Source organism: Caballeronia sp. ATUFL_F2_KS9A, from assembly GCF_023630765.1.
Taxonomy (GTDB): Bacteria; Pseudomonadota; Gammaproteobacteria; order Burkholderiales; family Burkholderiaceae; genus Caballeronia; species Caballeronia zhejiangensis.
In genome coordinates, this window is record NZ_JALQEK010000011.1 from 1 (window position 1) to 21,309 (window position 21,309).

At 63.3% G+C, this 21,309-nt stretch carries 21 protein-coding genes; 2 read left to right on the forward strand and 19 right to left on the reverse strand.

Annotated features, from left to right (window positions below):
* Positions 1–20: 20 nt before the first annotated feature.
* From NCS67_RS09370 to NCS67_RS09385, 4 genes are all read right to left on the reverse strand, one after another.
* The gene (locus NCS67_RS09370) at positions 21–770 is read right to left on the reverse strand and encodes an electron transfer flavoprotein subunit beta/FixA family protein (protein WP_034472697.1); all 750 of its coding nucleotides are present in this window, start codon (positions 768–770) and stop codon (positions 21–23) included.
* Positions 771–945: 175 nt separating this feature from the next.
* The gene (locus NCS67_RS09375) at positions 946–1,740 is read right to left on the reverse strand and encodes a MetQ/NlpA family ABC transporter substrate-binding protein (protein WP_008342356.1); all 795 of its coding nucleotides are present in this window, start codon (positions 1,738–1,740) and stop codon (positions 946–948) included.
* A 14-nt stretch (positions 1,741–1,754) separates the two neighbouring features.
* Positions 1,755–2,408, reverse strand: a complete 654-nt coding sequence (locus NCS67_RS09380) for a methionine ABC transporter permease (RefSeq protein ID WP_008342358.1) — start codon at positions 2,406–2,408, stop codon at positions 1,755–1,757.
* Positions 2,398–3,432, reverse strand: a complete 1,035-nt coding sequence (locus tag NCS67_RS09385; RefSeq protein WP_008342360.1) for a methionine ABC transporter ATP-binding protein — start codon at positions 3,430–3,432, stop codon at positions 2,398–2,400. Before NCS67_RS09385 ends, NCS67_RS09380 begins: the two co-directional genes overlap by 11 nt.
* A gap of 164 nt (positions 3,433–3,596) precedes the next feature.
* Here NCS67_RS09385 and NCS67_RS09390 point away from each other — a divergent pair, with 164 nt between their 5' ends.
* Positions 3,597–4,478, forward strand: a complete 882-nt coding sequence (locus NCS67_RS09390) for an alpha/beta hydrolase (protein ID WP_250435000.1) — start codon at positions 3,597–3,599, stop codon at positions 4,476–4,478.
* Here NCS67_RS09390 and NCS67_RS09395 read toward each other — a convergent pair.
* Positions 4,475–5,398, reverse strand: a complete 924-nt coding sequence (locus NCS67_RS09395) for a histone deacetylase family protein (protein ID WP_008342364.1) — start codon at positions 5,396–5,398, stop codon at positions 4,475–4,477. The genes NCS67_RS09390 and NCS67_RS09395 overlap by 4 nt on opposite strands.
* A 308-nt stretch (positions 5,399–5,706) precedes the next feature.
* Here NCS67_RS09395 and mltB point away from each other — a divergent pair, with 308 nt between their 5' ends.
* Positions 5,707–6,879 (forward strand): lytic murein transglycosylase B, encoded by a 1,173-nt coding sequence (mltB, locus tag NCS67_RS09400; protein ID WP_008342366.1) that lies wholly within the window; start codon positions 5,707–5,709, stop codon positions 6,877–6,879.
* Positions 6,880–6,952: 73 nt separating this feature from the next.
* Here mltB and cysM read toward each other — a convergent pair whose 3' ends face one another.
* The 14 genes from cysM to serC form a co-directional block, all read right to left on the reverse strand.
* A complete protein-coding gene (gene cysM, locus NCS67_RS09405; RefSeq protein WP_250435001.1) occupies positions 6,953–7,855 on the reverse strand; it encodes a cysteine synthase CysM in 903 nt (300 codons plus the stop codon).
* 256 nt (positions 7,856–8,111) lie between these two features.
* Positions 8,112–8,486 (reverse strand): ComEA family DNA-binding protein, encoded by a 375-nt coding sequence (locus NCS67_RS09410; RefSeq protein WP_008342369.1) that lies wholly within the window; start codon positions 8,484–8,486, stop codon positions 8,112–8,114.
* A 74-nt stretch (positions 8,487–8,560) separates the two neighbouring features.
* Positions 8,561–9,553, reverse strand: a complete 993-nt coding sequence (gene rfaD, locus NCS67_RS09415) for an ADP-glyceromanno-heptose 6-epimerase (protein ID WP_008342370.1) — start codon at positions 9,551–9,553, stop codon at positions 8,561–8,563.
* A gap of 19 nt (positions 9,554–9,572) precedes the next feature.
* Positions 9,573–10,547 (reverse strand): D-glycero-beta-D-manno-heptose-7-phosphate kinase, encoded by a 975-nt coding sequence (gene rfaE1, locus NCS67_RS09420; protein WP_008342371.1) that lies wholly within the window; start codon positions 10,545–10,547, stop codon positions 9,573–9,575.
* The gene (locus NCS67_RS09425) at positions 10,513–11,916 is read right to left on the reverse strand and encodes a UDP-glucose dehydrogenase family protein (RefSeq protein ID WP_034472707.1); all 1,404 of its coding nucleotides are present in this window, start codon (positions 11,914–11,916) and stop codon (positions 10,513–10,515) included. The genes rfaE1 and NCS67_RS09425 overlap by 35 nt, the downstream gene beginning before the upstream one ends.
* 82 nt (positions 11,917–11,998) lie before the next feature.
* The gene (gene lapB, locus NCS67_RS09430; protein WP_008342373.1) at positions 11,999–13,174 is read right to left on the reverse strand and encodes a lipopolysaccharide assembly protein LapB; all 1,176 of its coding nucleotides are present in this window, start codon (positions 13,172–13,174) and stop codon (positions 11,999–12,001) included.
* 38 nt (positions 13,175–13,212) lie between these two features.
* Positions 13,213–13,506, reverse strand: coding sequence for a LapA family protein (locus NCS67_RS09435; RefSeq protein WP_008342374.1), 294 nt, complete (start codon positions 13,504–13,506; stop codon positions 13,213–13,215).
* Positions 13,507–13,801: 295 nt separating this feature from the next.
* Complete coding sequence (locus tag NCS67_RS09440; RefSeq protein ID WP_008342376.1) at positions 13,802–14,131, reverse strand: integration host factor subunit beta; 330 nt, start codon at positions 14,129–14,131, stop codon at positions 13,802–13,804.
* 23 nt (positions 14,132–14,154) lie between these two features.
* A complete protein-coding gene (rpsA, locus tag NCS67_RS09445; RefSeq protein ID WP_174447740.1) occupies positions 14,155–15,885 on the reverse strand; it encodes a 30S ribosomal protein S1 in 1,731 nt (576 codons plus the stop codon).
* A 112-nt stretch (positions 15,886–15,997) separates the two neighbouring features.
* Positions 15,998–16,684 (reverse strand): (d)CMP kinase, encoded by a 687-nt coding sequence (cmk, locus tag NCS67_RS09450; protein ID WP_008342380.1) that lies wholly within the window; start codon positions 16,682–16,684, stop codon positions 15,998–16,000.
* A gap of 75 nt (positions 16,685–16,759) precedes the next feature.
* The gene (aroA, locus tag NCS67_RS09455) at positions 16,760–18,064 is read right to left on the reverse strand and encodes a 3-phosphoshikimate 1-carboxyvinyltransferase (RefSeq protein ID WP_008342383.1); all 1,305 of its coding nucleotides are present in this window, start codon (positions 18,062–18,064) and stop codon (positions 16,760–16,762) included.
* Positions 18,065–18,085: 21 nt separating this feature from the next.
* A complete protein-coding gene (locus NCS67_RS09460; RefSeq protein WP_250435002.1) occupies positions 18,086–19,006 on the reverse strand; it encodes a prephenate dehydrogenase in 921 nt (306 codons plus the stop codon).
* 34 nt (positions 19,007–19,040) lie between these two features.
* On the reverse strand, positions 19,041–20,123 hold the full coding sequence (pheA, locus tag NCS67_RS09465) for a prephenate dehydratase (protein WP_034472713.1): 1,083 nt from the start codon (positions 20,121–20,123) through the stop codon (positions 19,041–19,043).
* A 26-nt stretch (positions 20,124–20,149) separates the two neighbouring features.
* Positions 20,150–21,232, reverse strand: coding sequence for a 3-phosphoserine/phosphohydroxythreonine transaminase (serC, locus tag NCS67_RS09470; protein ID WP_250435003.1), 1,083 nt, complete (start codon positions 21,230–21,232; stop codon positions 20,150–20,152).
* Between the last annotated feature and the right edge of the window lie 77 nt (positions 21,233–21,309).

Genomic DNA, 21,309 nt, shown 5'->3' on the forward strand with positions numbered 1-21,309 from the left:
AATTACGAGAATCGTCATGTTCAGATCACCTTCGCTTCGGTTTTCAGTTTTTCGACCAGCGTCTTCACGTCGGGCACCGTGATGCCCGCGCTGCGCTTCGGCGGCTCGACGACTTTCAGCGTCTTCAGACGCGGCGCGACATCGACGCCGAGATCGGCGGGCTTCACCGTCGTCAGCGGCTTCTTCTTCGCCTTCATGATGTTCGGCAGCGTCACGTAGCGCGGCTCGTTCAGACGCAGATCGGTGGTGACGACTGCGGGCAATTTCAGCGACAGCGTTTCGGCGCCGCCATCGACTTCGCGCGATACCGTGGCTTTGCCATCGGCAACGACGACCTTCGATGCGAACGTCGCTTGCGGCAAACCCGCCAGTGCAGCGAGCATCTGGCCGGTTTGATTCGAGTCGTCGTCGATGGCCTGCTTGCCCAGGATGACGAGCTCAGGCTTCTCTTGATCGACCAATGCCTTCAGGATCTTCGCGACCGCCAGCGGCTGCAGTTCATCGGCGGATTCGACCAGAATCGCGCGATCCGCACCGATAGCCAACGCTGTCCGCAACGTTTCCTGACATTGCGTCACGCCGCACGACACAGCGATCACTTCCGTAGCAACACCCGCTTCCTTCAGACGCACCGCCTCTTCCACGGCGATCTCGTCGAACGGGTTCATCGACATCTTCACGTTGGCGATATCGACACCCGTGTTATCCGATTTCACGCGGACCTTCACGTTGTAGTCGACCACGCGCTTGACTGGCACCAGAATTTTCATGCACACGCTCCAAAGTTACGATTACGTCAACCCAGCGCCATTATACGAGTGACGCGTAAGATCACCCCTCCAAAAGCGGGTGGGGTCGGCGATCGTGCAATAGGTATGAGCCGAATTTTATCGAACGATCGTTCTATTTATATCCACGGAAACCCGAATCCGACCATGAAAACGATTACCAGGCCGTAATCACCGCGCCGGCGTACTTGCCTTCGATGAACTGCTTCACTTCCGGCGAGTGATACGCCGCGATCAGCTTCGCAACCCACGGCTTGTCCTTGTCGGCCGCGCGAACCGCGATGATGTTCACATACGGACCGCGTGGATCTTCGATTGCGATCGCGTCCGACTTCGGCTTCAGGCCCGCTTCCATCGCGAAGTTCGTATTGATGGCGGCGGCATCGACGTCGTCGAGCGAGCGCGGAATCTGCGCGGCGTCGAGTTCGACGATCTTCAGCTTCTTCGGATTCTCGACGATATCGAGCGGCGTCGCTTTCAGACCCGCATCCGCGCGCAGCTTGATGAGACCTTGCTTCTGCAGCAGCAGCAATGCGCGGCCGCCGTTGGTCGGATCGTTCGGCACCGCGATGCGCGCGCCGTTGGCAAGCGCCGACAGCGACTTCAGCTTCTTCGAGTAGATGCCCATCGGGAACGTCACCGTATCGGCGACCTTGACGAGCTTGTAGCCGCGATCCTTCACTTGCGCGTCGAGATACGGCAGATGCTGATAGCTGTTCGCATCGAGATCGCCGGCGGCGAGCGCGGCGTTCGGCTGCACGTAATCCGAGAACTCGACGACCGTGATCTTCAGCCCGTTTTTCGCGGCGACCTGCTTCACCACGTCCATGATCTGCGCGTGCGGGCCGCCGGTCACGCCCAACTTGATGGCTTCATCGGCGTGCGCGGCACCGTTGAACAGCGTTGCGCTCAACAGCGCGGCGGCGAACTTCAGAATGAATCGACGTTGCATGGTTTCTTGAGTGGTTATTTGTGACTGAGACGACGAACGAGCCAGTCGCCGAACGACTGAACGAGCTGCACGAACACGATGAGAATCACGACGACCGTGATCATCACTTCAGGAAGAAAACGCTGATAACCATAGCGGATGCCGAGATCGCCGAGACCGCCGCCGCCGATCGCGCCCGCCATCGCCGAATAGCCGACGAGCGACACGAACGTGATCGTCAATCCAGCGACGACGCCCGGCAGCGATTCCGGCAACAGCACTTTGAAGACGATCTGCGATGTCGTCGCGCCCATTGCCTGCGCGGCTTCGATGAGTCCGCGATCCACTTCGCGCAGTGCCGTCTCGACGAGCCGCGCGATGAACGGCGCAGCGGCGATCGTCAGCGGCACGACGGCGGCCGCGGTGCCGATCGACGAGCCGACGACGAGCCGCGTGAACGGAATCACCGCGACGAGAAGGATGATGAACGGCGTCGACCGCACCGCATTCACGATGCCGCCGAGCACGCGATTCACGCCGATGTTCTGCAGCACGCCGTCGCGATCGGTGAGATAGAGCAGCACGCCGAGCGGCAAACCGACCGCCGCGCCGACGAGTCCCGAGATGCCGACCATGATCAGCGTTTCCCAGAACGACTGGACGAACATGTCGAACATTTCACTCAACATGGGACAACTCCTCCACGACGACGCCCTGCGAGCGCAAATATTCGATCGCTTCGGCGATCTTCACCGGCTGACCGCCCGCGAGCACCGCGAGCGAGCCGAACGCCTGCCCCTGAATCTCGTCGATCTGGCCGTGCAGGATGTTGAAATCGAGTTCGTAGCGGCGGATCGTCTCCGAGAGAATCGGCTGATCGACGCCCGAGCCCGTGAACGCGAGCCGCAGCAAATGACCGCTGCCGGTCTTGAGCCGCTCGATCACGCGTGCCTTCAATGCGGGCGGCAACTCGTGCGCGATCACGTCGCCGATCAGTGCGCGCGTGACTTCGTGATGCGGCTGCATGAATACATCGACGACCTTGCCCTCTTCGACCACGCGCCCGGCGTCGAGCACCGCGACGCGATCGCAGACCTGTTTGATCACTTCCATCTGATGCGTGATGAGCACGATGGTGAGCCCGAGCTCGCGATTGATCTTGCGCAGCAGATCGAGAATCGCGCGCGTGGTTTCGGGATCGAGCGCGGACGTGGCTTCGTCGGAGAGCAGCACTGTCGGCTTGCTCGCGAGCGCCCGCGCAATCCCGACGCGCTGCTTCTGTCCGCCGCTTATCTGCGCGGGATACTTGTCCTTGTGCGTCGTGAGGCCGACGAGATCGAGCAGCGGCAACACGGCCGCTTCGATCTCCGCGCGCTTCTTGCCGGCGAGTTCGAGCGGCAGCGCGACGTTGTCGTACACCGTGCGCGAGCTCAGCAGATTGAAATGCTGAAAGATCATGCCGATGTCGCGGCGCGCGGCGCGCAGATCGTCCTTGCCGAGCGTCGTGAGATCGCGTCCGTCGACGATCACATTGCCTTCGCTCGGCCGCGTCAGCAGATTGATCGTGCGAACCAGCGTGCTCTTGCCCGCGCCGCTGCGCCCGATGATGCCGAACACTTCGCCGGCGGGAATCGTCAGATTGACGTTGTGCAGCGCTTCGACCCAGCCTCGGGGCCCCGCGAAACGCTGCGAAAGATTGCGTATTTCGATCATGAAAATGCAAACGGCGGAAGGCTTGTCGGGTGGAACCCACCCGCGCCGCCGGCCGCCGCTCGTTCTTAGCTGTTCGTATCGTGGCGGGGATTTTACAGGACGCGTTACATTCTGTTTAATAATGATTTCAGATCGGCTAATAACGTGGAGATATTTACCGCGCCATGTCACGCACTATCTATTCGACGAGCGCCGTCACGACGCGCCACGGCGTCGAACTGTTTCTGCATCGCTGGCACCCCGCGCCGGGCATCGAACTCAACGCGCGGATCGCGCTCGTCCACGGTCTCGGCGAACACGCGGGCCGTTACGACGCGCTCGCGACCGTGCTGAACGCGGCGGGCATCGAGCTGATCGCGATCGATCTGCGCGGACACGGGAAGTCGTCGGGCGAACGGGCGTGGGTTCGCGTCTTCACGGACTATCTGCGCGACACCGATGTCCTGCTCGAAGCGTGCGCGGCCACGCCGCCCGCCGGCACGCCGCTCTTTTTGATGGGCCACAGCATGGGCGGAACGATCGCGGCGCTCTACGCCGCCGAGCGTGCGCAGGCGAACAAGCTGGCCGGTCTGATCCTGTCGAGCCCGGCGTTGAAGATCGGAACGGGCACGCCGCGCTGGAAGGCCAAACTGAGCCGCATCGTGGGCGTGGTCGCGCCGCGCGTCGCCGCGTTCAGCATCGATCCGGCGCTGCTGTCGCGCGCGCCGGGCGTCGTCGAAGCGTACAAGCGCGATCCGCTCGTGCATCACGCAGCCGTCTGCGCACGCACTGCCGCGCAGATTCTCGCCGGCATGGAGCGCGTGGCGGAAAAGCGCGGCGACATCAAGCTGCCGCTTCTCGTCTTTCACGGCAGCGCGGACGCGATCTGCGATCCCGCCGGCAGCCGCGAGTTCGAAGCCAACGCGGGATCGACCGACACCACGCTCATCGTCCACGAAGGCAGCGCCCACGAAACGCTCAACGATCTCGACCGCGAGCGCGTGATCCGCGAGCTGATCGACTGGACGCTCGTGCGCGCGGACTACGCGCGCGCTCGCGCCCGCTAGATTTCCGCCAGCACCCGCAGATGCGCAACGACGCTGCGGCCCAGCGCCGACAGGTTATAGCCGCCTTCGAGACAACTCACGATGCGCCCTTGCGCGTGGCGCTTCGCGACGCCGCGAATCTGCTCGGTGATCCACGCGTAATCGTCCTCGACGAGACCCATGTTCGCCATGTCGTCTTCGCGATGCGCATCGAAGCCGGCCGAGACGAAGATCATCTGCGGCTTGAACGCTTCGAGCCGCGGCAGCCACATCATGTCGACGACCTCGCGCACCTGCATGCCCTTAGTGCGCGCGGCGAGCGGCACGTTGACCATGTTCGCCGCGTGATTGTCGGCGCCGGAAAACGGATAGAACGGATGCTGGAAGAAACTGCACATCAGCACGCGCGAATCGCCGCTGAACGCGGCTTCGGTGCCGTTGCCGTGATGCACGTCGAAATCGACGATCGCGACCCGCTGCAGGCCGTGCACTTCCAGCGCATGCCGCGCGGCGATCGCGACGTTGTTGAAGAGGCAGAAGCCCATCGCGCGCGCGGGCTCGGCGTGATGGCCCGGCGGCCGGATGCTGCAAAACGCGTTGTCGTAACGGCCTTCGATGACGGCATCGGTGGCCGCGACCGCCGCGCCCGCCGCGCGCAACGCCGCGCGATAGGACTGGGGGCACATCGACGTATCGGGGTCGAGTTCGCTTCGGCCCGATTCCGGCGTGCGGCTCTTGATGTAGTCGATGTGCGCCTGCGTATGCACGCGCGCGAGGTCGGCTTCGTCGGCGAGCGGCGCTTCCTCGCGCTCGATGAGCGAATCGATCCGGCTCGCGATCAGCTGGTCTTCGATCGCCTGCAGGCGCGCCGGACACTCGGGATGCCATTGGCCGTTGTCGTGCTGGAGGCAGTCGGGGTGGGAGTAGAAGCCGGTGGCCATGATGTCTCGCAATGCCGCTTGTCGTCGGCTCTCGTCTCGTATTTTTTCGTCATACGCGACCACTTGTCGCGTAATTGACGTTAAGTTACCACACCGTCCGGCACGGCCGCCCTCGCCCGGGCACATGGCCGATATGGGCGCGAAGCGTCGGTTATACTGCCCCGACGCCTTGCCGGCCGAGCGATTGCGCGCGGCATGTTGCAGGCTGTTGCGTTCCGTTGAGAATCGTTGCATCGATTCGACTTCACAGGCGTTTTTGGCCACTCGCGCATCCGGCATCGCCCCAACCGCCCCCAACCACGCACACTATGACTTTCCAGTTTGCTCCGTTCGTCTTCACGGCTTCATCCAGGCCGGCAAAGCGCGCACTCGTTGCTTCCCTCGTCTGCGCGCTCGGCTTTCTCTCCGGGAACAGTGCCTTTGCGCAGTCGCAGCAGCCGCAGGCCGCGACGCCGCAAGGGCAGGTGTTCGAAGAAGAGATCGTGCCGCAGCGCTACGCGAACAATCCGAATGTCGATGCGTTCATCAATGACATGGTCGCGCGCTACGACTTCGATTCGTCCGCGCTGCACGACCTGTTCGCGCGCGTGAGCTATTCGGCGACCGCGGCGAAACTGGTGTTGCCGTCGCCCACGCCGCAGGCCAAGAACTGGCGCGCGTACCAGGGGCGTTTCATCGAGCCGGTTCGCATCAACGCCGGCGTGAAGTTCTGGCGCGCGAATCAGGCGACGCTGCAGCGCGCGTCCGAGCAATTCGGCGTGCCGCCGGAGGTGATCGTCGGAATCATCGGCGTGGAGACGATCTACGGGAAGTACATGGGCAACTTCCGCGCGCTCGACGCGCTGACCACGCTCACCTTCGATTACCCGAACACGCCGAACCGCGTCGAGCGCATGGCGACGTTCCGCAAGAATCTCGAAGACCTGCTCGTGTGGACGCGCGATTCGCAGATCGATCCGACGACCGTCCTCGGTTCGTACACGGGCGCGATCGGGATTCCGCAGTTCCTGCCGAGCAGCATCGTGCAATACGCGGTCGATTACGACGGCAACAGCCGCATCGATCTGCGCACGAGCCCGGCAGACGCCATCGGCAGTGTGGCGAACTATCTGAAGCAGAACGGCTGGGAACCGGGCCGGCCGGTCGTGTGGCGCATCGCCGGCGATGTCGGCAGTCAGGGCATCGCGCAGGCCGCCGCCGATGGCGCGCCGGAACCGAAATGGTCGCTCGCGCAACTGACGAAGGCCGGCATGCTGCTCAACGAGCCGGGCTTGAATATCGACGCAGAAGCGCCGACGCCGCTCACCGTCGTCGATTTGCCCACGCCCGGCCGCGCGACCGAATACACGCTCGGGCTGAAGAACTTCTACGTGCTGACGCGTTACAACCGCAGCTTCTTCTACGCGCTCGCGGTGTATCAGCTTGGCGAAGCGGTCAAGGCGCGCATGGTCGCGGGCGACACGGGCGCGAATTCGCAGTGACGTTTGTCCGCTACAGACGTAAAAAACCCCGGCTCGCCGGGGTTCTCTCATTGCGCGATCAGGATGCGCGGCATCACGCCGGGAACACGCCCGTCGAAAGATAACGATCGCCGCGATCGCAGACGATGAACACGATCGTCGCGTTCTCCACCTGGCGCGCGATGCGCAGCGCCACTTCGCACGCGCCGCCCGACGAAATGCCCGCGAAAATGCCTTCGACCGATGCGAGGCGTCGCGCCATCGCTTCGGAGGCCGCCTGACTTACGTTCTCCACGCGATCCACGCGGCTGCGATCGAAAATCTTCGGCAGATACGCTTCCGGCCACTTGCGGATGCCCGGAATGCGCGAGCCTTCTTCCGGCTGAGCGCCGATGATCTCGATCCTTTCGTTCTGCTCTTTCAGATACTTCGACACGCCCATGATCGTGCCGGTCGTGCCCATCGACGAGACGAAGTGGGTAAGGCGGCCTTCGGTCTGACGCCACAGCTCCGGGCCCGTGCCTTCGTAATGCGCGAGCGGATTGTCCGGGTTCGCGAACTGATCGAGAATGATGCCTTTGCCGTCACGCTGCATCTGATCGGCGAGATCGCGTGCGTATTCCATGCCGCCCGTCACCGGCGTCAGCACGATTTCGGCGCCATACGCGGCCATGCTCTGGCGGCGCTCGATCGACAGATCTTCCGGCATCAGCAGCACCATCTTGTAGCCGCGCATCGCGGCGGCCATCGCGAGCGCGATGCCGGTGTTGCCGCTCGTTGCTTCGATGAGCGTGTCGCCCGGCTTGATGCGGCCGCGCTCTTCAGCTTTCCTGATCATCGACAGCGCCGGCCGGTCCTTCACCGATCCCGCCGGATTGTTGCCTTCGAGCTTGCCCAGCACGACGTTGTTGCGGCTGCGAATTTCATCGTCGACGATGCGGACGAGTTGCACGAGCGGCGTGTTGCCGATCGTGTCTTCGATAGTCATGTAAGCCATATGCGGAGCCGATTCGGATTCCCCGCGGACGACACTGCCTTTCCGCGCGGATTTTGATATAGGGATTCGTCGATTGTAGCCCACCGGTTCCGCCGATGCCGGCGCATCCCTGATGCACGGATGGAATGCCGCTCGCGCGCGCCGTCCGCGCATGCAAAAAGCCCGCGAGGAGGCCGTCCGCGGGGAGCCCAAGACATCCGAAGGCTGAAGGAGATCGATGGCGCGCCGCGCACCAGGGCGCGCCTCCGGGCCGTGCTTATTTCTTCACAATGACCGGTTTAGCTGATGCGGACGCCGAAACCGGCGTCGCGACAGCCGAGTTGGCGCCGCCAGGCGGTGCGGCGACGGCCGCGGTCTTCGTCGTTGCGCCGATCGTCAGTCCTTCCGCTTCCAGACGCTGGACGGTCTTGCCGCCCATGCCTTTGACGCGCGTGCCGAGATCGCTCGCGTCCTTGAACGGACCGTGCGCCTGACGTTCATCGAGAATGGCTTTCGCCTTCGCCGGACCGATGCCCTTGATGCCGCGCAGCGCGTCGGAGTTGGCGGTATTGACGTCGACGGCCGCGAACGCGCTACCGATGGAAAAGATGAGCGCGAACGCAGCGATCGACGAGAGTGCTTGCTTGAACATGACTGAGTCTCCGTGAAGAACCGGCGGCACCAGCGCCAACCGTGAGACCCAGTTTAGAGTGGCTCGAAGCGCGTTTATAGCTGGCCGAATAGCCAACGCACGTAGCGATCGACACCTTCCTGAACCGTAAGGAACGAGGCGTCGTAACCGGCTGCGCGCAGCTTCGACTGGTCCGCCTGCGTGAAGCATTGGTACTTGCCGCGCAGCGCGTCGGGGAACGGCACGTACTCGATCAGCCCGCGCTGCACGAGTTCGGCGAGCGAGAGCGCCGCTTCGCCGTTCAACGCGCGCAGCGAGTTCACGACCGTCGACGCGATGTCGTTGAACGGCTGCGCGCGCCCGGTGCCGAGATTGAAAATGCCCGACTTCTCCGGATGATCGAAGAAGAACAGATTCACCTTCACGACGTCTTCGACCGAGATGAAGTCGCGCGTCTGCTCGCCGGCCGCATAGCCGTTGTACTCGCCGAAGAGCTTGACCTTGCCTTCCGAGCGGAACTGATTGAAGTTGTGGAACGCGACCGACGCCATGCGTCCCTTGTGCGTTTCGCGCGGGCCGTACACGTTGAAATAGCGAAAGCCGGCGATCTGGCTTTCCGCCTTCGGCAGCACCTGCCGCACGATCTGATCGAAGAGGAACTTCGAATAACCGTACACGTTGAGCGGCTTCTCGACTTCGCGCTCTTCGACGAAACGGCTCGATCCGCCGTATGTCGCCGCCGACGATGCATACAGGAACTGCGCGCCCTGCGCGAGGCACGCGTCCATCACGTCGCGGCTGTAGCGGAAGTTGTTGTCCATCATGTAGCGGCCGTCGGTTTCCATCGTGTCCGAACAGGCGCCTTCGTGGAACACCGCGCGCACGCGGCCGAAATCGCCGCGCTTGAAGCGCTCGACGAACTCGGTCTTGTCGAGGTAATCGTCGATTTCGCAATCGACGAGATTCTTGAACTTGTCGGCGCGCGTGAGGTTGTCGACCGCGATCACGCGATTCTCGCCACGCTCGTTGAGCGCCTTGACGATATTGCTGCCGATGAAGCCGGCTGCACCGGTAACGATGATGGTCATGGCGTTATTTCAGATAAGGTCAGGCGAAGAGTTCGTTGTAGTCGACGGTCGCCGTACCGAGCTTGCCCACGACGATGCCCGCCGCGCGGTTCGCATAGACGATCGAGTCGACGAGCGGCACACCCGCGCCCAGCATGGTCGCGACCGTTGCGATGACGGTGTCGCCGGCGCCCGAGACATCATACACTTCGCGCGCTTCGGCCGATGTGTGCAGCACCTGGTCCTCGGTGAAGAGCGTCATGCCCTCTTCCGAGCGCGTGAGGAGCAGCGCTGAAAGATCGAGCTCCGCACGCAGTTTCCTCACGCGCTCGTGCAGATCTTCTTCCGATTTCCACTGGCCGATGACTTCGCGCAGCTCCGCGCGATTCGGCGTGATGAGCGTCGCGCCGCGATAACGGTCCCAGTCGTCGCCCTTCGGATCGACGAGCACGGGCTTTCCGGCGCGTTTCGCGTCGGCGATCATCTGCGTGACGTGCGTGAGGCCGCCCTTCGCGTAATCGGACATGAGGATCACGTCGTGCTGCGGCAGGATCTCGGTGAACCGTTCGAGACACGCGCGCAGCACTTCATGATTCGGCGTGTTCTCGAAATCGACGCGCAGCAACTGCTGCTGACGCGACAGCACGCGCAGCTTGATGGTCGTGAGCAGTTCGGGATCGCGCTCGAGATGCGCCGCGACCTTGCTTTCCCCGAGCAACTCGACGATGCGCTCGCCCGGCTCGTCATGTCCCACTACGCAAAGCAGGCCGGCCTGCGCGCCGAGCGCCGCCGCGTTGCGCGCGACGTTCGCCGCGCCGCCGAGGCGGTCTTCCTTCTTCTGCACGTGCACGACCGGCACGGGCGCTTCGGGCGAGATGCGGTTGACGTCCCCGAACCAGTAGCGGTCGAGCATCACGTCGCCGACCACGAGCACGCGCGCCGCCGAAACGCGCGCAAGCGGGACGACGGGAATATCGGCGTTAGTTGTGGCTGCCGTTGCGGTCGAGTTCGACATGGGGACGTCCTATTGCAAAGTAGTCGATGCCCATTTCGGCCATCGCTTCCGGTTCATACAGATTGCGGCCGTCGAAGATCACCGGCGTCTTCAACGCGCTCTTCAAGTGCCAGAAATCCGGGCTCTTGAATTCCTTCCATTCGGTCACGATGACGAGCGCGTCCGCGTCCGTCAGCGCATCCTGTTGCGTGTTCACGAGATGCAGGCGCTGGAAGTCGTCGGGGCGATCCGCGAGATCGAGCGCGAACACGCGCTCTGCCTCGTCGCGCGCGACGGGATCGTAGCCGCGCACCGTGGCGCCGCGCTGCAGCAGCGCCTCGATGATGCGCCGGCTCGACGCCTCGCGCATGTCGTCGGTATTGGGCTTGAATGCGAGGCCCCACACGGCAAACGTGCGCCCGCGCAGATCCTCGCCCATGCGCTTCACGATCTTGTTGACGAGCACTTCCTTCTGATCGTTATTGACCGCTTCGACCGCCTCGAGCACGCGCAGCGTGTGGCCGTTTTCGCGCGCGGTTTGCGCGAGCGCCTGCACGTCCTTCGGGAAGCACGAGCCGCCATAGCCGCAGCCCGCATACAGGAAGTGATAGCCGATGCGCGGATCCGAGCCCATGCCCCGCCGCACCGATTCGATGTCGGCGCCGACGGTATCCGCGAGATTCGACAGATCGTTCATGAACGAGATGCGCGTCGCGAGCATCGCGTTGGCGGCGTACTTCGTGAACTCGGCCGAACGCACGTCCATGTACAGCGTGCGCTCGTGATTGCGGTTGAACGGCGTGTAGAGGCGCTTCATCTTCTCGCGCGCGAGGTTGCCCGCGCGGTCGTCGTCGATGCCGATCACGATGCGATCCGGGCGCATGAAGTCGTCCACAGCCGCGCCTTCCTTCAGGAACTCCGGATTCGACACGACCGAGAAGCCGTGCTTCTCCGACTCGCCGAGCCCGCGCGCCCGCAACTCTTCCTCGACGACGCGCTTCACTTGCAGCGCCGTGCCGACCGGCACCGTCGATTTATCGACGATCACCTTGAAGCCGTTCGAATACTTGCCGATATTGCGCGCGGCGGCGAGCACGTATTGCAGATCGGCTGAGCCGTCTTCGTCGGGCGGCGTGCCGACCGCGATGAATTGAATGTCGCCGTGCTCGACGCTCGCTTTCACGTCGGTGGAAAACTGGATGCGGCCTGCCGCGCGCGTGCGCCTCAGCATTTCCTGAAGGCCCGGCTCGTGGATCGGCACGCCGCCATTGTTGAGAATTTCGATCTTGCGCGGATCGACGTCCACGCAAAACACGTCATTGCCGATTTCGGCAAGGCACGCGCCGGTTACGAGACCGACGTAACCCGTGCCGACGATGGTCACTTTCATACGCTTTCCGGTTGTTCCTGAAATGCCGGTGGCAGAAGCGGCGCATTCTCGCGCCGCCCGATGTCATGCTCGCCGCGCTGGCTCAGGCCGAGCTCGTGATCGGCTCGACGCGACGCGGCGCGTACGTCTCCCAGCCGCTGCAGCCGGGGCATTGCCAATAGAATAGACGCGCACGGAACCCGCAAGTTTGACACGTATAACGCGGCAGATTCTTAGTGCGCTGTTTCACCAGATTACGCATCAGTTCGAGCTCGCCGCGGCGCGGCTCGTCGGCCGTCGCCTCCTGCGCCTCGAGCAGACGCGTCATGCCCGCGAGATTCGGCGCGCTTTGCATCTGCTTGCGTGCCAGCTCGTGCGCGGCTTCGAGACCGCGCAACTCTTGAACGTGCTTGTAGGCGACATCGAGCAGATCGTTCGACGGATAGCGCGTCGCGTAATCGATCAGCAGATCGACGCCCTCTTCCTTGCGCCCGAGCGCGGCGTACGCCTTCATCAGCTTCTCGGCGACGAGCGGCAGATACGCCTCGTTCTGCTCCTCGACGCGCTTCCAGTGCGCGATCGCCACATCGACGTTGCCGGCGGCCGCTTCGACATCGCCTGCCAGGATGGTCGCGCGCACGTTGTCCGGGTTCGATGCCAGCGCGAGCTTCAGTTCGGCGCGCGCACCATCTGGATTCTTGCGCTGAAGCGCTTCCTGGGCCAGCTCGCAGTGGAAATGCGCGATTTCCATATGCAGCGAGGGCGCGCCCATCTTTTCGATCTGCTCGGCCGTCGCGATCGATTTCGGCCAGTCCTTTTCGATCTCGTAGATGGTCAGCAGCGCGCGCTGCGCGCCGAGCGAATATTCGCCGGCGTTGAGCGACTTGAACGTTTCCTCGGCGCGATCGAGCAGGCCCGCCTTCAGGAAATCCTGTCCGAGTTCGTAGAGCGCGTGATCGCGTTCCGCGACCGGCAAATCGGCGCGGCTCAACAGATTCTGATGCACGCGAATCGCGCGATCGGTCTCTCCGCGACGGCGAAACAGATTGCCGAGCGCGAAATGCAGTTCGATCGTTTCGGGATCGAGCTTGGCGACTTCGATGAACGCATCGATCGCCTTGTCGTGTTGCTCGTTGAGCAGAAAATTGAGGCCGCGAAAATACGAGCGCGGCAGATTCGCATTTTCGGACAACAGCGCTTTCAAGTCATAGCGGGACGCCATCCACCCCAGCGCGAAAGCGACGGGGATGACAAGCAGCCACCAGAAGTCTAGATCCATGCGATTAGTCGTTGAGTGTCAGATGTCTGCGCGAAAGGTCAGATGAGCGGCGGCATCGGCGGTTCTTCCTTCACCACCGGCGTCTCGCGAGCGACGCGCAGCTCGCGCTTCAGACGCCCGTTCTCCATGCGCAGACGCACCCTGGCCGGCACAGCCGACACGAGCCCCGCGAGCAATCCCACCACGAAAAACGCGAGGCCGATCAGAATAAGCGGCGCCTGCCACGCGTAGCCCGCGAGAAAGTTCAGCGTCGCGGGCTGGGTATTGGCGAGCGCCAGCACCAGCAACAGCACGAATACCAGAACGCGGATCAGCCAGACGATGAATTTCATGTAGGGTCTCGCAAGAGCGGTTGCACCAGACGGCCCTTCCGTTTCGGCCGGGCCTGCGCGGTTGAACACCCAGGTCAAAGTGACCGGTATTGTAATTGATGCTCCCGGGCGCCGGCAGTCGCCCGCTCGACGCATGAATTTTTAGCAAACAACGCACCCGTCGCGCTGGATCGCTGCTATCGAAACGCCGCGCAAAAAAAAAGCACCCCGAAGGGTGCTTTTCTGGTCGATTGCCTCGCAGGCCGACGCCGCGAACCGAAAATCCTGAAGGATCATCAGTCACGATGCGTGCCGATCAGAGATCGTCGGCATCGTCGTCATTCGAAGCTTTCAGCGGCTCGCCCGCGCGGCCGTCGACGCGTTCGCGCAATTCCTTGCCCGGCTTGAAGTGCGGCACGAATTTCTCCGGCACCAGCACCTTTTCACCCGACTTGGGATTGCGCCCGACGCGCGACGGACGACGATTGAGCCCGAAGCTGCCGAAGCCGCGAATCTCGATGCGATGACCGTTGGCCAGAGCCTCCGACATCGCATCCAGCATCGTCTTCACCGCGAAATCCGCATCCTTGAGGACAAGTTGCGGAAATCGCGACGCCAACTGGGCGACCAATTCCGATTTGGTCATTCTGCAGCTGTGCCGTTAAGGGCTTAGCTGTTCTGGCCGTCGAGCTTGGCCTTGAGCAGCGCGCCGAGGTTGGTCGTGCCGGTCGCGGCGGCGTTCGAGTCGCCCTGCAGGCTGCGCATGGCTTCCTGCTGTTCGGCCGAATCCTTCGCCTTGATCGACAGGTTGATGCCACGCGACTTGCGATCGATGTTGATGATCATCGCGTTGACCTTCTCGCCTTCCTTCAGCACGTTGCGCGCATCTTCCACGCGGTCTTGCGCGATTTCCGAAGCACGCAGGTAGCCTTCGACTTCGCCGGACAGCGTGATGACCGCACCCTTCGGATCGACCGACTTCACAACGCCGTCGACGATAGCGCCCTTGTCGTTGATCGCCACGAAGTTGCTGAACGGATCGCCTTCGAGCTGCTTGATGCCGAGCGAGATGCGTTCCTTGTCGACGTCGATGCCCAGAACCACGGCTTCGACTTCGTCGCCCTTCTTGTACTTGCGAACGGCTTCTTCGCCGGTTTCCGACCACGACAGATCCGACAGGTGAACCAGACCGTCGATGCCGCCAGGCAGACCGATGAACACGCCGAAGTCGGTGATCGACTTGATGGCGCCGCTGATCTTGTCGCCCTTCTTGAAGTTGCGGCTGAAGTCATCCCACGGATTCGGCTTGCACTGCTTCATGCCGAGGGAGATACGGCGGCGGTCTTCGTCGATTTCGAGAACCATGACTTCGACTTCGTCGCCCAGTTGAACAACCTTCGACGGAGCAACGTTCTTGTTGGTCCAGTCCATTTCCGACACGTGGACGAGGCCTTCGATGCCCGATTCCACTTCGACGAATGCGCCGTAGTCGGTGATGTTCGTGACCTTGCCGAACAGGCGCGTGCCCGACGGGTAACGGCGCGAGATGCCTTCCCACGGATCGTCGCCCAGTTGCTTGATGCCGAGCGAAACGCGGTTCTTCTCTTGGTCGAACTTGAGGATCTTGGCGGTGACTTCCTGGCCAACCGACAGGACTTCCGACGGGTGACGCACGCGGCGCCATGCGATGTCGGTGATGTGCAGCAGGCCGTCGATGCCGCCGAGGTCCACGAACGCGCCGTAGTCGGTGATGTTCTTGACCACGCCTTCGACGATCGCGCCTTCCTTCAGCGTCTCGAGCAGCTTCGCGCGCTCTTCGCCCTGCGTCGCTTCGATGACCGCGCGGCGCGACAGCACCACGTTGTTACGCTTGCGATCGAGCTTGATGACGCGGAATTCGAGCGTCTTGCCTTCGTACGGCGTCGTGTCCTTGACCGGACGCGTGTCGACGAGCGAACCCGGCAGGAACGCGCGGATGCCGTTGACCATCACGGTCATGCCGCCCTTGACCTTGCCGGTGATCGTGCCGGTCACGAGTTCGTTGTTGTCCAGCGCCTTTTCCAGCGACAGCCACGAAGCGAGGCGCTTCGCCTTGTCGCGCGACAGGATGGTGTCGCCATAGCCGTTTTCCAGCGCGTCGATCGCGACGGAAACGAAGTCGCCCGCCTGCACTTCCACTTCACCCGCGTCGTTCAGGAATTCTTCGAGCGGAATATAGGCTTCGGACTTGAGACCAGCGTTGACGACCACGAAGTTGTGGTCGACACGCACGACTTCGGCGGAGATCACTTCGCCGGCGCGCATGTCCTGCTTGGTCAGCGACTCTTCGAACAGAGCCGCAAAGGATTCGGTATTCGGGGTGGAGGTTTGCAGGTCGGACATAAAAATCGATATTTGCACGGCCTTTGCGCGGTGATTCGGAATGAACCGGCGGGTTTTACCCAGATGCGCAACGCCATACGGGGTTAAATGGTTTAACACACGCCCTGCCTCCCGGCAGAGCACCTTACTTCTACTGCACTACACGAATCTCGCTGAACCAGCCGATGATCTGCTCGACCGCTTGATCGATCGACAAACCGGAGGTGTCCAGCGTCTTCGCATCCGCCGCGGGCTTGAGCGGCGCGGCGCTCCGGTTCATGTCCCGGGCATCGCGTGCGCGCAAATCTCGCAGCAAGTCATCCATATTAGCAGAAAAACCTTTTTGCATCAATTGCTTATACCGCCGCGCCGCGCGCGCCTCGACGCTTGCAGTCAGGAACACCTTCAGCGTGGCGTCGGGGAAGATGACCGTGCCCATGTCGCGGCCGTCGGCGACGAGGCCGGGGCGCTTGCGAAAAGCCCGCTGGCGCGCGACGAGCGCCTGGCGCACTTCGGGATGCACGGCGATGGCGGAGGCGCGGTTGCCGACTTCTTCCTGCCGGATTTCGCCCGAGACATCGGCGCCATCGAGCTGCGCGCAACCTTCGCGGAACGTGATATGGAGCGCCTCGACCAGTTTTGCAAGGCCGGGGGCGTCGTCCTTGTCCACTTCGTAGCGGATGCTCGCGAGCGCCGCGAGCCGGTAGAGCGCGCCGCTGTCGAGCAGGTGGAAGCCGAGCGTCGCCGCGACGATCGCCGCGACCGTGCCCTTGCCCGACGCCGTCGGCCCGTCGATGGTAATCACTGGTGTTGGGTCGAAAGGACGGGTCGGTTTCATTGAGTCTGGCCGTTCTGGCCCGTTATTACGGTCATGGAAGTCGAAGTCATCGCGTTTCACGGTACAGCGCTCCCGTTACGCTTTCACGAGCGTCGAGAAGCGGTCGAAGTAGTCCGGAAAGGTTTTAGCCACACATTTGGGATCGTTGATGCGGACCGGCACGCCGCCGAGGCTCACGAGCGAAAAGCACATCGCCATGCGGTGATCGTCGTAGGTGTCGATCGCGGCGTTCGGCGTCAGTTTCGCCGGCGGCGTGACGACGAGATAATCCGCACCCTCTTCCACGGTCGCGCCGACCTTGCGCAACTCGTTCGCCATCGCGGCGATGCGATCCGTTTCCTTCACGCGCCAGCTCGCGATATTGCGCAGCGTCGTCGTGCCGCTGGCGAAGAGCGCGGCCACGGCGATCGTCATCGCGGCGTCGGGAATCAGGTTGAAATCCATGTCGATGGGCGCGAGCCTGCCATCGTCCGATTCGACGCCGCGCACTTCGATCCAGTCCTCGCCCATCATCACGTTCGCGCCCATGCGGTTCAGCGCGTCCGCGAAGCCGACATCGCCCTGAATGCTCGAACGACCGACGCCCTCCACGCGCACCGGTCCATGCCCGATCGCGCCCGCCGCCAGGAAATACGAGGCCGACGACGCATCGCCTTCCACCATGATCGCGCCCGGCGACTTGTAGCTCACGCCGGCGGGAACGGTGAAGCGCGCCCAGCCGTCGCGCTCGACCGTGACGCCGAAGCGCTCCATCAAACGAATCGTGATTTCGATGTACGGCTTCGAAATGAGTTCGCCTTCGATCTCGATCGTAACGGGACCGTTACGGCCTTCCACGACCGGCAGGCTCATCAGGAGCGCGGTGAGAAACTGGCTCGACACGTCGCCGCGCACGCGGATCGGCTTGTCGATGGCGATCTTCGCGGCGTGGATCCTGAGCGGCGGGAAGCCGTCGTTGAGCTCGTAATCGATCGCAGCGCCGATCTGACGCAGCCCGTCGACGAGATCGCCGATCGGCCGCTCGTGCATGCGCGGCACGCCGTGCACACGATATTCGCCGCCGTTCACGGCCAGCGCCGCGGTCAGCGGACGCACCGCCGTACCCGCGTTGCCGAGAAACAGCTCCGCCGATTTCGACGGAAACGCGCCGCCCGTCCCGCCGACGATCACGCGCTCGCCGTCCTCGCGCACGGCGACGCCCAGGTTCCGGAGCGCGGCGAGCATCACGCGCGTGTCGTCAGAATCGAGCAGATTCGTGATCGACGTTTCGCCGTGCGCAAGCGCCGCGAGCAGCAGCACGCGGTTCGAAATGCTCTTCGAGCCGGGCAGGCGCACGGTGCCGGACGCGCGGGAGAAAGGTCCGAGATCGAGATGTTCCATGTTGTTTCCTTGTTTCGCGGCTTACTTGGCGGCGATGTCGTTCGAAGGCTTGATGCCGCCGCGTTCCTGCCATTCTTTCCGGGCGACGCGCGAACGCGCGAACGCCGCTTCGAGCGCCGCGCCGTCCGAGGCGTCGATCGCCGCGCGAAAACGCGCGAGCACCGCGGTGTAATCGTCGAGCTCGGCGAGCAGCGCGGCGCGGTTCGCGAGACAGATATCGCGCCACATTTCGGGACTCGACGCCGCGATGCGCGTGAAATCGCGAAAGCCGCCTGCGGCGAACGAGAATTTCAGATCGGCATCGGGCGTGTCGAGAATCTGATCGACGAGCGCGAACGAGAGCACGTGCGGCAAATGACTCACCGACGCGAACACGCGATCGTGCTGCGCCTCGCTCATCTGACGCACGCACGCGCCGCTCGCGCGCCACATCGACGCGATGCGTTCGACGCCATCCGCCGCATTTTCCGGCAGCGGACACAGCACGACATTGCGATCGACGTACAGATCGGGCAATGCCGCATCGACGCCGCTCGACTCGCGCCCGGCGATCGGATGGCCCGGCACGAACTGCGCGACGCGCGCACCGAGCGCGCGCTTCGCCGCAGCGACGACATCGGCTTTCGTGCTGCCGGCGTCGGTGACGATGGTTCGCGCGTCGAGAAACGGCGCGATGCGCGCGAGCAGCGGCTCGGTCTGCGCGACGGGCGCGGCGAGCAGCACCACGTCGGCGCCTTCGAGCACCTTGACGAGCGCGGCGTCGTCGTCGAGCGCGGCGGCTTCGTCGATCACGCCGAGTTCGATCGCGCGCTCGACCGACGCACGCGACCGACCCACGCCGACGACGCGACCTTCGAGCCCCGCGCGCTCACGCAACGCGCGCGCGAGCGATCCGCCGATCAGGCCGACGCCGAAGATAACCAGTTTATTGAAAGAGAACATCGATGCAGCCTGAAGCTGAAAACGAAGCGGCCGCTCAACGCGCCCGCGGATACGAACCGAGAATCTTCAGGAACGCGGACTTGCGCCCGAGTTCGTCGAGCGCGGCCGCAACCGCGGCATCGTCGCGATGGCCTTCGATGTCGATATAAAAGTAGTACTCCCACGCGCCCGAACGCGCGGGACGCGACTCGAAGCGCGTCATCGAAACGCCGTGTTTCGCGAGCGGCTCGAGCAGCTTGAAGACCGCGCCGGATTCGTTCTTCACCGTGACGATGAGCGACGTCTGATCGTGGCCGCTCGAATCCGTCGGCTGCTTGCCGACGATCACGAATCGCGTGCGATTGTGCGGATCGTCCTGAATCATCGAGAACACGACGCCGAGGCCGTAATGCGTCGCGGCGCGATCGCCCGCGATGGCCGCGACCGTCGGATCTTCGACCGCCATGCGCGCGGCTTCCGCGTTGCTCGACACCGCTTGCCGTTCCAGATGCGGCGCGTTCGCGGACAGCCAGCGCTGGCACTGCGCGAGCGCCTGCGGATGCGCGCATACGCGCTTCACGCCGTCGAGCGTGCCGGACGCGGTCAGCAGATTGTGATGGATCGGCAACGCGAGTTCGCCGCCGATCAAGAGCGACGTCTGCAGCAGCAGATCCAGCGTGCGCGACACCGCGCCTTCTGCCGAATTCTCGACCGGCACGACGCCGTACTGCGCCGCGCCCGCCTCGACGGCGCGGAACACTTCGTCGATCGACGGGCACGGCACGCCCTGAATCGAATGCCCGAAGTATTCGAACATCGCCTGTTCGCTATAGGTGCCGACCGGGCCGAGGAACGCAGCGCTGATCGTCTGTTCGAGCGCGCGGCTCGCGGCCATGATCTCGCGCCAGATCGACGCGATGTGCTCGTCGGCGAGCGGCCCGTCGCTCATTTCCTGCAGGCGCGCGATGACCTGCATCTCGCGCTCCGGACGAAACACGGGCGCATTGAAATGCTTCTTCACTTCGCCGACTTCGAGCGCGACGGAAGCGCGCTGATTCAGCAGCGCGATGAGTTGCGCGTCGAGCGCATCGATGCGCTCACGCAGCGGTTTGAGTCTTGTATTGAGATCGTCGTCCATGCGGTGCTTGATGTTTGAAGCCAGGTTTAAGCGCTTTCGCGCTCGAATTCCTTCATGTAATCGACGAGCGCTTTCACGCCCTCGATCGGCACCGCGTTGTAGATCGATGCCCGCATGCCGCCGACGGACTTGTGGCCCTTCAGTTGCAACAGCCCGCGCGCCTTCGCGCCGGCCAGGAAATCGGTGTTGCGCGATTCGTCGGCGAGGAAGAACGGCACGTTCATGCGCGAACGGTTCGGGCGCTCGACCTTGTTGACGTAGAAATCGCTCGAATCGATGGTGTCGTACAGCAGCTTCGCCTTTTCGACGTTGCGCGCTTCGATCGCCGTGAGACCGCCCTGCTTCTTCAGCCACTTGAACACGAGACCGGCGACGTAGATCGCATACGTGGGCGGCGTGTTGTACATCGAGTTGTTCTCGGCGACGGTCTTCCACTCGAACGCCGAAGGACAGATGGACAGCGCGCGGTCGAGCAGGTCTTCGCGCACGATCACGACGGTCACGCCCGCCATGCCGATGTTCTTCTGCGCGCCGCCGAAGAGCACGCCGAACTTCTCGATGTCCATCGGGCGCGAGAGGATGTGCGAGGACGCGTCGGCGACGAGCGGGATGTCGCCCAGATCGGGAATCTCGAAGGCTTCGACGCCGTCGATGGTTTCGTTGCTGCACAGATGCACGTAGGCCGGATCGTCCGACAGCTTCCATTCGCTGAAAGCCGGCACGCGCGTGAAGCCTTCTTCGGTCTTGCCGCTCGCCGCGAGATGCGGCGTGCCGTACTTCTGCGCTTCCTTGAACGACTTCGTCGACCATGAACCGGTGACGACGAAGTCGGCGGTTTGCCGCTTGCCGAGCAGATTCATCGGCACGATGGCGTTTTCGCCGATGCCGCCGCCCTGCAGAAACAGAATGCGATGCGACGCCGGCACGTCCAACAGTTCACGCAGATCGGTGAGCGCGGCCTCGTGGATCGACATGAACTCCGCGCCGCGGTGACTCATTTCCATCACGCTCATGCCGCTGCCTTGCCAGTCGAGCATTTCATCGGCTGCCTGCTTCAGGACTTCTTCTGGCATGGCGGCTGGGCCGGCGGAGAAATTGAACACGCGCATCTGGAGATCCCGGAAATCCGATTCGGCAGGCGCGAATTGCGCGGCAAATGCAGCGAAGACCGCGCAATCACCGTTTT

Coding starts and splice junctions, on each gene's coding strand:
- serC (WP_250435003.1), bottom strand. CDS start 21,232: ATGCGCGTGTTCAATTTCTCCGCCGGCCCAGCCGCCATGCCAGAAGAA.
- rfaD (WP_008342370.1), bottom strand. CDS start 9,553: ATGACCATCATCGTTACCGGTGCAGCCGGCTTCATCGGCAGCAATATC.
- NCS67_RS09390 (WP_250435000.1), top strand. CDS start 3,597: ATGTCACGCACTATCTATTCGACGAGCGCCGTCACGACGCGCCACGGC.
- NCS67_RS09380 (WP_008342358.1), bottom strand. CDS start 2,408: ATGTTGAGTGAAATGTTCGACATGTTCGTCCAGTCGTTCTGGGAAACG.
- NCS67_RS09375 (WP_008342356.1), bottom strand. CDS start 1,740: ATGCAACGTCGATTCATTCTGAAGTTCGCCGCCGCGCTGTTGAGCGCA.
- NCS67_RS09425 (WP_034472707.1), bottom strand. CDS start 11,916: ATGAAAGTGACCATCGTCGGCACGGGTTACGTCGGTCTCGTAACCGGC.
- cmk (WP_008342380.1), bottom strand. CDS start 16,684: ATGAAACCGACCCGTCCTTTCGACCCAACACCAGTGATTACCATCGAC.
- pheA (WP_034472713.1), bottom strand. CDS start 20,123: ATGGACGACGATCTCAATACAAGACTCAAACCGCTGCGTGAGCGCATC.
- NCS67_RS09460 (WP_250435002.1), bottom strand. CDS start 19,006: ATGTTCTCTTTCAATAAACTGGTTATCTTCGGCGTCGGCCTGATCGGC.
- NCS67_RS09370 (WP_034472697.1), bottom strand. CDS start 770: ATGAAAATTCTGGTGCCAGTCAAGCGCGTGGTCGACTACAACGTGAAG.
- lapB (WP_008342373.1), bottom strand. CDS start 13,174: ATGGATCTAGACTTCTGGTGGCTGCTTGTCATCCCCGTCGCTTTCGCG.
- NCS67_RS09385 (WP_008342360.1), bottom strand. CDS start 3,432: ATGATCGAAATACGCAATCTTTCGCAGCGTTTCGCGGGGCCCCGAGGC.
- aroA (WP_008342383.1), bottom strand. CDS start 18,064: ATGGAACATCTCGATCTCGGACCTTTCTCCCGCGCGTCCGGCACCGTG.
- NCS67_RS09435 (WP_008342374.1), bottom strand. CDS start 13,506: ATGAAATTCATCGTCTGGCTGATCCGCGTTCTGGTATTCGTGCTGTTG.
- NCS67_RS09440 (WP_008342376.1), bottom strand. CDS start 14,131: ATGACCAAATCGGAATTGGTCGCCCAGTTGGCGTCGCGATTTCCGCAA.
- NCS67_RS09395 (WP_008342364.1), bottom strand. CDS start 5,398: ATGGCCACCGGCTTCTACTCCCACCCCGACTGCCTCCAGCACGACAAC.
- rfaE1 (WP_008342371.1), bottom strand. CDS start 10,547: ATGTCGAACTCGACCGCAACGGCAGCCACAACTAACGCCGATATTCCC.
- NCS67_RS09410 (WP_008342369.1), bottom strand. CDS start 8,486: ATGTTCAAGCAAGCACTCTCGTCGATCGCTGCGTTCGCGCTCATCTTT.
- cysM (WP_250435001.1), bottom strand. CDS start 7,855: ATGGCTTACATGACTATCGAAGACACGATCGGCAACACGCCGCTCGTG.
- mltB (WP_008342366.1), top strand. CDS start 5,707: ATGACTTTCCAGTTTGCTCCGTTCGTCTTCACGGCTTCATCCAGGCCG.